We start from the raw sequence: 14,839 nt of genomic DNA, 5'->3' as shown, positions 1-14,839 counted from the left end.
TTAGACATAAAATATGCTCTCTCCTAAGTGACAAGTTTTTATTATTTCACTTGTCTACCTAGAAGGGAGCATATCAAATGCATCCGCAGCCCCATCTTTCCATTATCTTTTCTCACAAAAAGCCATTTAATATGCGAAGAAACAGCCAGTTAAACAGATTGTTCTGATACAGCAAACTGAGCCACCAGCTCTTTTCAATCTGCAGCAAAACCGGACGGGTCCACGGCATACCGGAACACCCCCGGATCACCAAACCTGCCAGCCATATAACCAGAAGCCCCGCAACTGCCCCAAGCAAAGCTCCGGCTATCTGATTCAATTCCCATATAATTGGAAGCCGCGCAACCTGATTCAGCCAGTGCGCCCCGATACGGAAAAACAGGAATACAGCTGCAAACAGAATTCCCGTTCCAAATACGCGGATTACCATAGTTGCCAGATACGAACCAAGATAATCAAAAAAACGATCCACCCCAAGCATACGGTAGATCTCGCTGTTATTATTTTCAAGAAGCACTTCCTTCATCTGCTCCGGCAGTTTCAGCCCTTCTATAATATTCCGCTGGTAAGCCGGCTGTATCTCTGTTTCGTCTGCCGCTTCGTTTTCTTCCTTCACTCCGGCCATATGTAAAAGCCCCTGTCCGATTGCCTGATGGATTGCCGTATTATCGTTCAGCACTGCCGTGACACACGGCATGGCCACGCGCGTTACAACAAGGCTCAAAATCAGGGCCGACATTGTCACCGCAATACGCACCAGGCCCCTGTAGTGCCCATACAGCACCATAGACAGCCAGAATACGCCTACACCAACAGACAACCAGTGTTCTGTCAAAAAATCCATGTTTGCTCCGTCCCGCCTTCGCGGCTGTACTGCGGCTTTTATTTCACCGCAGCTAATATGCTTTTCCTTACACTTCTACATTCAATACCAGCTTTTCAATGGCATCCGCCACTCCATCCTCATCATTAGTTACTGTAACATAATCCGATTCTGCTTTCAGTGCTTCCACCGCATTTCCCATGGCGACACCGATTCCCGCAGTCCGGATCATGGTCATATCGTTTTCACCATCTCCAAATCCCATGGTCTGCTCCTGGCGCAGCCCCAGATGGCCGGCCAGCCGGAGAATTGCCTCTCCCTTGGTTGCTCCCGGCGCATTGATCTCCAGATTATTATCCAGGGACGAACTGACGATCACATCACCACGCTCCTGCAGCGCACGTCTTGCGCGGGCACGCTCCTGCTGATCTCCAAAAAAATAGTTTATCTTCTCCACCGGAAGATTCAGCATACGGATCCGTTCTTTCACATCCGGCACTTCCTGCCTTGTCTGAAGAATCATCGTCTGGATTGTATCCGGAATTGCGTAATCATCCATATGCTCCATGAACCGTTTTTCCCCATAAGCACAACCGTCTACATACGCATCGTACATGGTATGAAACTTTCCAGCCAGTTCCAGAATATCCACAGCCTGGGCACATCCAAGTTTGCGTTCATCCAGAATCCTGTGCTCTGCCACATCTTCTACGATTGCGCCATTAGTTGTAATGGCATAACGGATTCCCGGCAAAGAGCGCAGAAACTCCGGCACTCCTCCCCAGATTCGCCCAGTGCAGGGTACAATATAAATTCCGCGGGAAATACATTCCTGCAACACAGCTTCATTTCTGGCAGAGAGACGCTTCTGGCTGTCCAGAAGCGTCCCGTCTAAATCTAATGCAATTAATCTGATATCTGTTTTCATTATATAAAATGTTCTTCCTTTAAAATCAGCATACCGTCTTTGTCATATTTGGATGAGAACAATCCCTTAATTGCCTTACCAAGAGACGGTTTCTCTGCACGGTCTGCCGCTTCCTCAATGAGAGCTTCCGCCTCTTTCCGTGTCAGCGGGATGCCATCCTCTTCCATGATTTCAATCCGCTCATAGAGCGCCAGCATGCTCTTTCCGGTGATGCTGCAGTCAATTTCTGATGCGTATTTGCAGCAATACTGCGCAAATTCATCAATATCCATTTCTTCTTCTGCAGGCTCATCCTCTTCGAAAGCTTTCGGCTCCGGTGCGCGCATAGCTTCATCATTCACCGGTACAACACGGCGCATTGGGCGCTCATCCGGAACCTCTGCGGATTCAGAGGCTGTCAGTGGCTCTGATTTCTGTTCCGGCATTTCACTCCGGACAGTCACTTCTTCCGGCTGCATCTCCGGCTCTGCGCTCTGTACCGGCGGATAGTCGCAGCCAATGCACTCAAACTTATCTGCCAGAGATGGATTCTGCGCATGCAGCATCTCCATCTGCTTCGGGTTATCAATCAGGATGATTCTCATGCCACTGGTATCACGGGTCATAAGAGTTTCCAGCTCACCGATCATCTGCGGAGTTAAATCTCCGGCTTCCTCAATCATGAGGTCTTTTCCGCTCAGTTTATCTGCGCATGCAAGGATACCGCGCTTGTTCAGCTTGGAACCCGTGATCTTTGCCACCGGATTCTTGATTCCGGTTTCTTTCTGAATCTGTTTTAAGGTCTGGATAGCAATCTCCATACCCTTTTCCGGAGAACGTGCCTCGATCATCAGATGATTCGTCATGCGTGGAAGCTCCGGTTCCTCATCCAGCTCCTCAATCTCCGGCTCTCCTGTTTCTGTCTCAGCCGCATCTGACTGCATGGTTTCACTTTCCTGTGCTGCCTCTGCTGCCGGCATTCGGCGAATAGAATCCAGGACACGGGTCTTGCCCAGGTCACTTTCTTCCTCCACTTCATCCGCACCGATCCGGGATACTTCCTTCGCAAGCTGTGCCTCAGCCTCAGCCTGTTTCATCTGAGCCGTGATTGCTTCCTTTCCATAAGAAACATCCGGCGTGATACTGATATCCGGAGTTTTCTCGTTTTCATCTACCATTTCTGCCGGTTCTTCTGCCACCACTTCTGATTCTTCCGGTTCATGTTCTGTTACAGTGCTCTGTCCGGAAACCTGCTCCTGGTCAGACGGTTCTTCGTCGTCATCCATGGTATCCTCTTCCTCGAAGGCCTGCTCCACTGCACGCAGTTTCTCCTCGTACTTATCCCGATTCTCCACCAGGTCCATCTGATACTTGTTTAACGGCGCATACTGAATTTTCAATTCCATGGCCTTATCTACATATTTTCCAAGGCCGAACATCAGCATGATCTTATCACAGGCCGCCACGCAGCGCTGTGCATCACCGGCACGATGATACAAATCCGCCAGTTCATACAGCCATTTTTCATCCAGTTCTTCTTCTGTGTAACCTTCCAGGGAATGGATCTGCTGCTCAATCGGCGCGTCCATAGCCTTTAAGATCATGTAACGGAGCAAATGCTGGCGCGGATCATCTCCCGCCAGGTCACAGAACTCCCGGTAGTAGGCATTGGCCTCTTCCACATTGCCTTCTTTTAACGCAAGATCGGTCAGCTTGTAAAGAAGGCGCTTTCCGATCGGTGCACGCTCAAAAGCCATGAGCAGAATGTCTTTGGCATCCTGATACTCATGGTTCTTCTCATATACATTTGCAACCATAGACAGCAGATTGGCATTGCGGACCTTTTTCCAGTCAATGGTGTCCGCAATCTTCATAGCTGTCTCAAAATCGCCCTGATTGCTTAATTTTCTAATTTGTTCTACTTTTATGTTAAACTCGTATTTATCCATCTTCTGCACTCCTTTCCTGCCTCCAGGCTGCAGTTCATGCACCGCACAAACGCTTACAGCTCCACGCGCCCTTCCAGGGCCCGCAGCAGGGTTACTTCATCAATATACTCCAGGTCACCGCCTACCGGTACGCCACTTGCAATCCGGCTCACGCGGATTCCCGTGGGCTTGATCAGCTTGCTGATGTACATGGCCGTGGTCTCACCCTCAAGACTTGAGTTTGTGGCAATGATCACTTCTTTTATGTCCCCCTGAAGACGCTGCATCAGCTCCTTCAGCCTGATGTCATTGGGTCCTATACCCAGCATCGGAGAAATTGCTCCGTGCAGTACATGGTACACACCTTCATACTTCCCTGTCTTTTCGTAAGCAGCCAGATCTCTGGTGTTCTCCACCACCATAATGGTCTTGTGATCGCGCTTGTCGCTGCTGCAGATCGGGCAAAGCTCCTGATCCGTCAGCGTATAGCACTCTTTGCAGTAGCGGATGTTGGCTTTGGCCTGCGTGATGGCTCCGGCCAGGCTCGCCACCTGCTCCTGCGGCATATTGATGATGTGAAATGCCAGTCTCTGGGCTGATTTGCTTCCAACGCCCGGAAGCTTTGATAATTCTTCGATCAGCGTTGTGATCTGTTTGCTATAATAATCCATTTTAGAATGGGAAGCCTCCGCCCAGACCACCTAACCCGCCAGTCAGCTTTGACATGGCTGCCTGAGACTCCTCCTCCATTTTGCGCAGAGCCTCGTTGGTAGCTGCCACGATGAGATCCTGAAGCATCTCGATGTCATCCGGATCTACAACCTCCTCAGCCAGCTTCACGGAAAGCACTTCCTTCTTGCCGGAAACGGTTACCGTTACTGCACCGCCGCCTGCAGATGCACTGTACTCTTTCTCTTCCAGTTCTTTGGTAGTTTCTTCCATCTGACGCTGCATTCTCTGCGCCTGTTTCATTAAGTTATTCATATTACCCGGCATACCGCCCGGGAATCCTCCACGTTTTGCCATGTTCAATTATTCCTCCTGTTTTCTATATCTGAACAGTTACTCCTATTCTTCAATGGTAATGTCCATATGGATCGCGTTTTTCAATTCTTCATCACTAACGTAGATGGTATTCAAACGCTCTCCTGCATTGCGCATGCGCGCCTTAAAATACATGGTCTTGCCATACTGCTCCTCCACGTACTTTTCCAGTGCCCCGAGAACCGTTGGGCGGCTTCCGATGGCATAGTTGTCGCTGTTAGAAAATACAATGCACAAGCAGCTGTCGCCGCTGGGCTCCAGCACCGTATCGCGAAAGCTTGGCCGGATAGAACCGCCCTGCTCCCGGATAATCTTTCCCCAGTCCTGACGGATCAGGTTTAAATCCTCCAGCTGTGCCCGCGGAATGGCCACCTGCTGCGGTGCCTGTGCCGGTTCTGCACCGGCTGTCGGTGCCTGTGTTCCCGCCGCAATACCCGCAGTTCCCATCTGGGCTGCCATCTGCTGCATCATCTCCGCATTGACCGGCATGCCTTCATCCATCCGGTCTTCCAGTTCATCCAGGCGCTGCAAAATAGAATCCAGATTCGGCTCCATCTGCGGCTTGGTCAGTTTGATGAGTGCCAGCTCAATGAGCACGCGTTTCTGGCTGGCATAGCGGATCTGATTGGAAAGCTCAGAAAAGATACGGATAAAACGCATCAGCGTTTCTCCGTTTATCATCTCTGCCTCTTCCCGCAGAAGCTTTAAGTTATCTTCCGACATATCCAGCATATTTTCCGCGTCATCCGCGGTCTTTAACACCAGAAGATTCCTCAGATACCAGATAAAGTCCGTGACAAACTGTCCCAGTTCCCGGCCCTGAATGACCATCTCTTCCAGTTTCTTCATGCACGCCGTGGTGTCTTTTGCGATCACGGCACGAAGCAGTTCGCTGAACACACCGGAATCGACCGCACCAAGCACCTCTAGCACATTGTCGTAGGTAAGCAGGCTTCCATAATGAAAAGCCACGCACTGGTCCAGAAGGCTTAAGGCATCTCGCATGGAGCCATCTGCCGCCTTGGCTACATAACGCAGGGCCTTTTCTTCTACCTGAATTTTTTCTGCATCTGCCAGTTCCCGCAGGCGCGCCGCAATGGTATCAATGGTGATGCGCCGGAAATCATAGCGCTGGCACCGGGACAGCACCGTAACCGGGATTTTGTGCACCTCTGTGGTTGCCAGAATAAAGATCACGTAAGACGGCGGCTCCTCCAGCGTCTTTAACAGCGCGTTAAACGCACCGGTAGAAAGCATATGCACCTCGTCGATGATATAGACGCGGTACGCGCCCTCAGTCGGCGGATACTGAACCTGTTCCCGGATCTCACGAATATTCTCGACGCCATTGTTGGATGCCGCATCAATTTCTACCACATTCATGGAACTTCCCGATGCGATAGCTTTGCAGGCTGCACATTCATTGCACGGGCTTCCATCTACCGGATGCTCGCAGTTGACTGCCTTTGCAAAAATCTTCGCAATGGTGGTCTTACCTGTTCCGCGGGTTCCGCAAAACAGGTATGCATGGCCGATACGCCCACTGGTGATCTGGTTTTTCAATGTCTGCACAATATGATCCTGGCCCTTGACATCGTTAAATTCCGCCGGACGCCATTTGCGGTACAGTGCAGTGTATGACATATTCCTTAACTCCTTGCTTCCGGCAGCCTGTATACAGAATTGCCGTTATTCGTCGCCAAAGCTGATGCCGATCATCTTGGCTTCCTGAATCATGGAGCAGTTCGGGTCTACCGTCTTTAACTTGCCGGCAACCTCCTCTAACGGAACCTCTGTGATCTCGTTGTTTTTGACTGCTACCATGTAACCGTATTTCTTTTCCTGAATCAGCTTGGCTGCTGCCGCGCCCAGACGGGTGGAAAGCACCCGGTCATACGGACATGGTTCACCGCCGCGCTGGGTGTGTCCCGGAACGGTAACGCGGACTTCCTGTCCGGTTTTTTCCGTAATCTGGGCGCCAAGTGCATAAGCCACAGACGGATATACCACCTGATTCTTTTTCTTCTCTTTTAACTCTTTTTTGCTTAATGCCGCATCCTCTTTGGAGATTGCGCCTTCCGCAACCGCCAGTATTGAGAAGCGCTTGCCCTGTCTGCTGCGTTCTTTTATCGCCTCAACAATGACATTGATATCGTATGGAATCTCCGGAAGCAAAATGATATCTGCTCCACCTGCAATTCCGGCATACAGCGTCAGCCAGCCAACCTTATGGCCCATAACTTCCACAATAAAAACACGGCCATGGGATGCCGCGGTTGTATGGATGCAGTCGATGGCGTTGGCTGCTACGTTGATGGCGCTCTGGAAGCCAAAGGTCACATCGGTTCCCCAGAGGTCATTATCGATCGTCTTCGGAAGGGATACCACATTCAGGCCTTCCTCCCGCAGGAGATTGGCTGTTTTCTGGCTTCCGTTTCCGCCCAGCACCACCAGACATTCCAGTTTTAATTTCCGGTATGTGTGCTTCATGGCCTCTACCTTGTCCAGACCATTCTCGTCCGGAACACGCATCAGCTTGAACGGCTGTCTTGAGGTTCCAAGGATGGTTCCGCCCTTTGTCAGGATTCCGGAAAAATCCGAAGGTTTCATGATCTGGTAATCTGCGTACATCAGGCCTTTATATCCATCTTCAAAACCAATGATCTCTACATCTTCAAACATCTTATACAGCGCTTTGGCTACACCGCGCATGGTTGCGTTTAAGCTCTGGCAGTCGCCGCCGCTGGTCAGCATTCCAATTCTCATCGAAGACACACCCTTCTTTCTTTACTTTTCGTGGACATAGGGAAAATTTCCCCATTCTGCTTCATTATAATACACTGGTTTCTCGTTTGTCCATGGTTTTATTGCGAAAACAGAATTGGTTTTAACAAAAAAATAGCAGGAGTATCATGACTGAATTCAATCATACTCCTGCTAAACTATTCTTTTTTAATCCGCGCACCCCGCTTTGTATACGGCTCACAGGCGTTACCCTGACAGCCAGCTCGGTCCAGGCTCCCTTGCGGCACACAGAGGGACTCACTTAGTGCTGCTGCATTCCTGCCCTGACACGGTTCATGAGGTTCTGTTGCGCAAGACCCAAACGTCAACGCCGCTTATCAGGGGCAGCCCTGCAAGATCGCATCCGAGGCGGGATATCACCTCTGCTGGAGCGGATTGCAGATACAGGGCACCGCTATCTCCCCGGCTGCGCGGAAGCTTTATGACTTGTTCTTGTGCGCAATTGCGATTTATCGCAAATGCCTGTTTAGTATACCCCAGAAGTAAGCAGTTTGTCAAGTTTCCCCTTTCGCATCCAGAATGTTCCTGACAATTAAATCCGCTGCTTCCTCCCATCCTTCCATGAAATGAGGAATAAATCCATGTTTTGCATGTGGCGCTCTATATACCGTTACTTCTACTCCCAATGCCGCCAGTCTTCCGGCATAGTTTTCGTCTTCATAACGGAAATTACAGTCTCCCGCAGAAATAATCAGTGCACGCGGTGTTTCAGCCAGTTCTTCATTCCCTGCATAAATCGGCGAAATGTAAGGATTTTTTGCCAGATCCGGATCATTTCCGAAATAAAGAAGATTGTATGCCTCCATCCTTTCTGGTGACAAATCAAATACATACCCTTCCGGCTTCATCAAAGCTGGTGTACAATTATCCAAAGGCGGATATGCCAGTAACTGCAGCTGTAACTTAAAATCTCCAGTCTGCGCTGTCTTCAGGCAAACTGCTGCCGTCAAATTCGCCCCTGCACTATACCCTCCAATGCTTACATAATTTCTGTCCGCATTCCAGTTATCACAATGTTCCATCACCCATTTTACAGATTCATAACACTGTTCAAAAGCAACAGGAAATGCTGCTCTTTCATCCGTTGTGGAATAATCAATACTGACCACAATTCCCTTCATTTGATCTGCCAGCCACGCTGACCACATATCATCATTTTCTTTATAACCAGAAAAAAATCCTCCACCATGAATATTGATGTGAACCGGGCATCCTGCTTCCCGTTTTCTCGCTCTCAGGATATGCAATCTCCAGCTATATCCACAAATTGCCGGCATTTCTACTATTTCCTTATCTGCCCGCAACAGAAAATCTCTGCATTTTTCCGGAATCCGGCTCCGCAAATTAACCGGCACAGTTGTTTCAATTGTTTTAAGAGCCCAGTTTCTGCTCTTTTCGCTTACGTTTACCATTCTACACACCCCCTCACAACGTCACGCGGTTAATTGCACGAATCACACACTCCTGTGCCTCCCACCATTCATCAACCATCCTGCCAGCAAAGCCATGTCGCGAATTCAAAAAGCGTTTCATCGTAACCGGAACTCCAACTGCCGCCAGTCTCATCCCATAAGCCTCATCTTCAAAACGCAAATTACACTTTCCCGCTGTAACAATTAATGTCTGAGGAAGTCCTTCTATCATTTTGTCTGTTGCAAGGGCCGGAGAAACAAATGGTAATACGTTTAAATTTGCATCACCACCCGTATAATATGCATCAAATGCCCGCATACGCTCGATTGCTCCATCTGTCTGTAATCTGGCTTCTGGCTTATTGCCCGGATCTGTAGCAAAATCCATAACCGCATACTGTAATACCTGAAGACAAAGCTGAAAATCTTTACTCTCATTTGCCCTCAGCGCTACAGCCGCCGTTAAATTACCGCCTGCGCTCTGTCCCCCCATCGAAACACGATTTCTATCTGCCTTCCAGGCTTCACATTGTGAAAATGCCCACTCGACCGCCGCATAACTTTGCTCAAACGCTACCGGGAACGGATAATCCGGGCCTACCGCATAATCAACATCGACAACAATTCCTTTTATTCCCACCGCAATATGCGCACAATAAAAATCGTCATCTTCTCCCTGCGGGAAAACAAAACCCCCTCCATGACAATTCACATGAACCGGGCATCCTTCTTTTCGGTCTATTGCCTTTGTCACTATAACCCGAACATCCGGCACACCTTTTTTATTCACTGGAAGCTTATATTCCTGTCGCACAGTATTCTCTGTGCATATTTTTAATTTTTCCGGGATTTCCCGGCTGTTTAACATGATTTCTCTAGTCCCGCCCGTTTCACGTATTACACGTCCCCAGTATTCCCGTTCCTGTTGTGATAATGCCATATCTGTCCTCCAAATTATTTATCTGGTTTTATAACCTCTATTTAACTGCCATATGTTTTTTCCCCAGCCAGATATGAATCAGCGGGCTTAAAAGACTAAAAACTGCAATTAAAAGAAAAATACAGGAAATTGGTCTTGTCACAAATGGCGCCAGACTTCCTTTGGCATAGGAGCATCCCATCCGGAAATAACTTTCAATCTTACCGCCTAAAATAAACGCCAGCATTAATGGTGTCATTGGTAATTCAAACATATCCATCAAAACACCCAAAACTCCAAATGCAACGACCAGACCAACACTAAACATTGATGTTGTAGATGAAAACGCTCCCATCAGACATAAAATCAAAATCGCACTATACAGATAGTGGTACGGTGCCTTCAGCAAATATGGGAACCATCTCTTTGTAAATATTTCTGTAAAAAAGATCAAAATAGCAGAAAATAATACGCACAAGAAAATAAGGTTTGCCAATACAGGATTTTGCTGAATAAACATAGGACCTGGCTGAAGTCCATGAATCGTCATACCAGACAGTAAAAGCACACAAGTGCTGTCTCCCGGAATTCCCAATGAAATCATAGGAATCAACGCACCGCCTACCCCTGCATTGTTGGACACTTCCGTCGCCCACACTCCAGGTTCATATCCCATTCCAAACTTTTCCGGATGTTTGCTCATTCTTTTCGCCTGTCCGTATGCAATCAGATTAGAAATTCCGGCCCCCATTCCTGGTAAAAATCCAATCCCAAGACCAATCAGCAGGGAAACAATGATTGTTTTTAAATTATCCACAAAATCCTTTATTCCAAGACCAAATCCACCAAGAGATTTTGTATCTACTTCTGGCATCTTTTTATTTCCTTTTGCATAACTGGTAGCCACCTGCTGTAACGCAAAAGTTCCCATTAACAGGCAAATAATATTAACACCACCGTAAAGATGCGTATTATGAAATGTAAAACGCAGCTGATTAGTTACCAGATCTGCCCCCACTGTTGACATCCATAAACCAATAAAAGCAGAAAGAAGACCTTTAAACACAGATCCATTGGAAAGGCCAACCACCATGGTAATTGCCATAAAGCAAAGCGCAAAGTATTCCCATGGACCAAGCTTTAACGCAATGTCTGCGATAAAACTTGTAGATACCATTGCCACCAGAATAGAAACAACTGTTCCGATAAAAGAAGCAGTAATACCAATCGATAATGCCTTGGCTGCCTTTCCCTTCTGCGTCATCGGATAACCATCATAGCAAGTCGCAATCGATGAAGCTGATCCCGGTATGCCGATTAATACAGCTGCAATAAAAGAACCTGATACACCACCAACATACATTCCAACTAACATAGCAAAAGAAAGTTCCGTACTAAATGCAAACGTCAACGGCAGAATCAATGTCATTCCTAATCCACCATTTAACCCAGGAATAGCACCTAAAACACAGCCAATCAGATTACATATGTACATCATAATAAGATTTTGAGGCTGTAATAAAGTCAAAAGCGCAGTTAACATCTTCTCTCACCTCCATTTATAACATATTAATTCCCAGCATATTCCATATTTCTCCCACGGGTAAGGGAATATGAAAACCTCTTGTAAAACCAAAATAGCACAAAGAACCTAATCCAACAGAAAAACAGACAGCAAATACTCTGTTGATTTTCTTTTCTCCCTTTAATGTCCAGATAAATATTAACATTCCTAATACCGAGGAAATCCAGAAACCAATATAATGCATGGCAATACAAAAGCCCAAAACCTCGCCCATAATAATTGCCATTCTCTTCCAGCCTGCCTGATTCAGATATTCCTTATTGGCTTCTTTTGGTGCGTCAAATATCATAGAAAGCACTGCAAATATCGCAATTCCTGCTGCTGAAAAATAAGGGAACATTTTGGGGCCTGGCTCATTCGATACAAGTCGTTCCGGAATCATTGATGTTTGCCATGCAATCCATCCTGCCAATATAAGGCAAAGCACACCCGCGATATATGTTTTCTTTATCTTCTTCATTTCACAACCACCTCTCTCTCTTTTTTAAAGACCCAACAGATTAAAAATCCATTGGGTCTTCCACACTTCTTCAGGTAACACTTTTATCGAATCTTGATTCCCATCTGCTCAATAATTTCTGACCAGGTATTCCACTCATCATCAAAAGTCTTCTGCGTTGCTGCAAGGTCACGCTTATCAATATACGTTACCATCTGCTTCATACTGTCAATGAATCCCTGCTGATCCACACATTTCATGATCTGTTCATTAATCACCACTGCAATGTCATCCGGCAGTTCTGCAGGCGCCCACACATAATAACTGGAATCATAGCTATAATTGACCCCCTGTTCTTTCGTTGTTTTAAAAGTTTCCGGAAGTTTTTCCCCTACCAGCTCACTCATATTTTCCAGAGTTGCCGATGTCGGAGCCATGGTTCCTAAAATTTTCAGTTTTCCATCTGCCTCATAAGAAAGTGCGTTATTTATGGAACAATTTGCAATATCAATAGAACCAGATGCTGTCTGAGTTAACTTGTCTGCCTCAGAACCGCATTGTACCCAGTTCACCAGTTCGCCATATCCATCTCCAATATTGCTGACAACACCATACAACATGCACTGTGACGCACCTCCTAATGTACATCCAATTACAACCTCTGACGGATTTGCCTGAATATAATCTCCCAGTTCCTGAAGATTTGAATATGGTGCATCCGGACGAGCAATAATTGCCTGCGGTCCTCCTACATTCACCACTCCAACTGTCTTATAATCATCTTTTGGACTTACTTCAGAACTTCCTGTCATATACTCAATCATAGCGCCGCCATGATGAACCAGTAATGTTTTTCCATCCGGCTTCGCCGTCTTAGTGTGTTCGCGGCCAACCTCTGTCGTGTCATAGTTGGTTACAACAAAATTTACATCCGGACAAACCTCGCCTAAAGCCTGGGTTAAATAGCGTGCATACAAATCGGTTCCACCACCAGCCTTCGCCGGAACATCAAAGTACACTGTACTTCCTTTCGGCCATACGCTTTCAATCGTAACATCTTTTCCGTCAGCTGCTTCTGATTTCTCTACGGTAGTCTGTTTTTCTGTTTCAGTTCCGCTCTGTGAGGTATTCCCTGCTCCGCTGCATGCAGTTAATCCCATCCCTAATGCTGCCGCTAACATCCAACATATCATTTTCTGTTTCTTCATAAGTGAACCTTCCCCTCTCTTTTTTGCAAATTTACTTGTTAATGGTATGTTAACACGATATAATATAAAAAATAACTATTTAAAACTTATATTTTGTATAGGCGCTACTTATATTTTGAAAAAAAGGGGGGTTGTTTATGAATCTTACACAATTAAATTATTTACTTGTGATTGAAAAAAAGAAAAATCTGACCGCTGCAGCGGATGAATTATATATTTCCCAACCAAGTCTCAGCCAATTTCTGTCAAAAACAGAAACGGAACTTGGCTTTTCTATTTTCAAACGGGTAAAAAATCAAATGTTTCCTACATTTGCAGGCCAAAAATATCTGGAATGTGCCCGCCATATTTTGAGCACCTACAAAGAGACAATGACTGAGCTGACCGACTATTCCGAAAACAATTATGGTGAATTGGTAATTGGTCTTACCATTGAACGAAGCAGTCTGTCCCTTCATAAAATATACGCCCAATTTCACCAGAATTTTCCAAACATTCACTTGCAATGTTATGAAAACAACCCTCATGAGCTTTTTAAAATGACATTATCCGGAGAAATTGACCTTTTTTTCAGTTCATCTGCTCAAAAAAGTCCTGACTATTTTTATCAGCCTCTTATATCAACCCGCTTGCTGTTATGCATTAACAAACACCATCCGGTACTTTCCAACACAGATTTTTTAGATGAAAATAACCATGCCAATTTAAATTTATTATCAAACTTTCCATGTATTATGTTTCGAAAAGGTACTCAGATACGTAAAACAACCGATGATTTATTACAAAAAGCTGCCATAAAGTCTCCCATATTGTTAGAAACCTACAGTACACAAACTATATGCAATTTCATTAACGAAATGAACTTATACACCTTTATTTTTGATATGCATATACGCCCCATGGAAAATTTGCTCTATTTTAATATTTCACTCGAATTTTACTCTACTCTCTGTGCCATTACCAGAAAAGGGCAATATATTAATAATGCAATGCAATATTTTATCGATATTTCGAAACAAATCTTTATAAAAGAACTAGAAGAAAACCGCTGCCATATTTACAATAATCAGTCAGACTAAAAATGGGTAGAATCTGCAGGGATACCACCTGTAGATTCTACCCATCCTGTTCTGTTACTGCTCTTTATTTTTTTCCAATGCTCTTTTTTTTCTTAAATCTCTGAAAAACTGAGACAGCATGCCGGAGCATTCTTCCTGGCACACGTTGATGTCAGTCTGTACCTGGTGGTTGAAACCTTCTTCATGAAGCATATCCAGAACAGAACCGGCGCAGCCCGCCTTCGGATTCATGCAGCCGATGACTACTCTTGGAATCCGGGCCTGGACAATGGCTCCGGCGCACATGGGACACGGCTCCAGCGTCACATACATGGTACAGTCCTCCAGCCGCCAGTCTCCCATCTTTTTGCAGGCCTTCCGCATGGCAATGATCTCCGCATGGGCCAGCACCGTTTTATCTGCCATGCGGCGGTTGTAGCCGCGGCCGATGATCTTGTCCTGATAGACAATGACGCAGCCGATGGGAACATCCCCCAGGGCTGCTGCTTTTTTTGCCTGGCGGATGGCTTCCTTCATATAGCGGATGTCCTCCGGCGATACGGATGGTGCCTGTTCCATTTCCGACGCTTCTATCATCTGATTCTCTTTTGTTACCTTTTCGTCTGTCACAATCTATTCCTTTCCGGGTTCCACATTCATGCACCCAGATATTTTCTGCTACCAGTATAGCGGAAATTCTTCTATTGCGAA

Annotated in this window: 14 protein-coding genes and 1 other RNA gene; 1 reads left to right on the top strand and 14 read right to left on the bottom strand. The window is 46.4% G+C overall.

Going from position 1 to position 14,839, the window contains the following annotated elements; translation table 11 throughout:
- Positions 1-112: 112 nt before the first annotated feature.
- From WMO41_RS08970 to WMO41_RS08910, 13 genes are all read right to left on the bottom strand, one after another.
- A complete protein-coding gene (locus WMO41_RS08970; RefSeq protein ID WP_349229463.1) occupies positions 113-844 on the bottom strand; it encodes a CvpA family protein in 732 nt (243 codons plus the stop codon).
- A 67-nt stretch (positions 845-911) separates the two neighbouring features.
- The gene (locus WMO41_RS08965; RefSeq protein ID WP_349229462.1) at positions 912-1,751 is read right to left on the bottom strand and encodes a Cof-type HAD-IIB family hydrolase; all 840 of its coding nucleotides are present in this window, start codon (positions 1,749-1,751) and stop codon (positions 912-914) included.
- The gene (locus tag WMO41_RS08960) at positions 1,751-3,679 is read right to left on the bottom strand and encodes a tetratricopeptide repeat protein (protein ID WP_349229461.1); all 1,929 of its coding nucleotides are present in this window, start codon (positions 3,677-3,679) and stop codon (positions 1,751-1,753) included. The genes WMO41_RS08965 and WMO41_RS08960 overlap by 1 nt, the downstream gene beginning before the upstream one ends.
- A gap of 53 nt (positions 3,680-3,732) precedes the next feature.
- Positions 3,733-4,329 (bottom strand): recombination mediator RecR, encoded by a 597-nt coding sequence (gene recR / locus WMO41_RS08955; RefSeq protein WP_118533726.1) that lies wholly within the window; start codon positions 4,327-4,329, stop codon positions 3,733-3,735.
- Between the two features lies 1 nt (position 4,330).
- Complete coding sequence (locus tag WMO41_RS08950; RefSeq protein WP_118733412.1) at positions 4,331-4,684, bottom strand: YbaB/EbfC family nucleoid-associated protein; 354 nt, start codon at positions 4,682-4,684, stop codon at positions 4,331-4,333.
- 42 nt (positions 4,685-4,726) lie between these two features.
- Complete coding sequence (gene dnaX / locus WMO41_RS08945; RefSeq protein WP_349229460.1) at positions 4,727-6,346, bottom strand: DNA polymerase III subunit gamma/tau; 1,620 nt, start codon at positions 6,344-6,346, stop codon at positions 4,727-4,729.
- 45 nt (positions 6,347-6,391) lie between these two features.
- On the bottom strand, positions 6,392-7,468 hold the full coding sequence (locus WMO41_RS08940; RefSeq protein ID WP_349229459.1) for a 6-phosphofructokinase: 1,077 nt from the start codon (positions 7,466-7,468) through the stop codon (positions 6,392-6,394).
- A gap of 191 nt (positions 7,469-7,659) precedes the next feature.
- Positions 7,660-7,921, bottom strand: an RNA gene (gene ffs / locus WMO41_RS08935) — signal recognition particle sRNA large type.
- A gap of 80 nt (positions 7,922-8,001) precedes the next feature.
- Complete coding sequence (locus WMO41_RS08930) at positions 8,002-8,919, bottom strand: alpha/beta hydrolase (protein ID WP_349229458.1); 918 nt, start codon at positions 8,917-8,919, stop codon at positions 8,002-8,004.
- Positions 8,920-8,932: 13 nt separating this feature from the next.
- Positions 8,933-9,859, bottom strand: coding sequence for an alpha/beta hydrolase (locus WMO41_RS08925; protein WP_349229457.1), 927 nt, complete (start codon positions 9,857-9,859; stop codon positions 8,933-8,935).
- A gap of 37 nt (positions 9,860-9,896) precedes the next feature.
- Complete coding sequence (locus tag WMO41_RS08920) at positions 9,897-11,381, bottom strand: tripartite tricarboxylate transporter permease (protein ID WP_349229456.1); 1,485 nt, start codon at positions 11,379-11,381, stop codon at positions 9,897-9,899.
- Positions 11,382-11,397: 16 nt separating this feature from the next.
- Positions 11,398-11,883: a tripartite tricarboxylate transporter TctB family protein gene (locus WMO41_RS08915; RefSeq protein WP_349229455.1), complete on the bottom strand. Its 486-nt coding sequence runs from the start codon at positions 11,881-11,883 to the stop codon at positions 11,398-11,400.
- Positions 11,884-11,966: 83 nt separating this feature from the next.
- A complete protein-coding gene (locus WMO41_RS08910) occupies positions 11,967-13,070 on the bottom strand; it encodes a Bug family tripartite tricarboxylate transporter substrate binding protein (RefSeq protein ID WP_349229454.1) in 1,104 nt (367 codons plus the stop codon).
- A 137-nt stretch (positions 13,071-13,207) separates the two neighbouring features.
- Between WMO41_RS08910 and WMO41_RS08905 the strand changes: the two genes are divergently transcribed.
- Positions 13,208-14,149, top strand: coding sequence for a LysR family transcriptional regulator (locus WMO41_RS08905; RefSeq protein WP_349229453.1), 942 nt, complete (start codon positions 13,208-13,210; stop codon positions 14,147-14,149).
- 54 nt (positions 14,150-14,203) lie between these two features.
- Here WMO41_RS08905 and tadA read toward each other — a convergent pair whose 3' ends face one another.
- The gene (tadA, locus tag WMO41_RS08900; RefSeq protein WP_349229466.1) at positions 14,204-14,707 is read right to left on the bottom strand and encodes a tRNA adenosine(34) deaminase TadA; all 504 of its coding nucleotides are present in this window, start codon (positions 14,705-14,707) and stop codon (positions 14,204-14,206) included.
- Positions 14,708-14,839: the final 132 nt, after the last annotated feature.

Source organism: Ventrimonas faecis (genome assembly GCF_040096075.1).
Lineage (GTDB): Bacteria > Bacillota > Clostridia > Lachnospirales > Lachnospiraceae > Brotaphodocola > Brotaphodocola faecis.
Note: the sequence above shows the minus strand (reverse complement) of the source record. Positions and strands in the feature narration are given on the sequence as shown.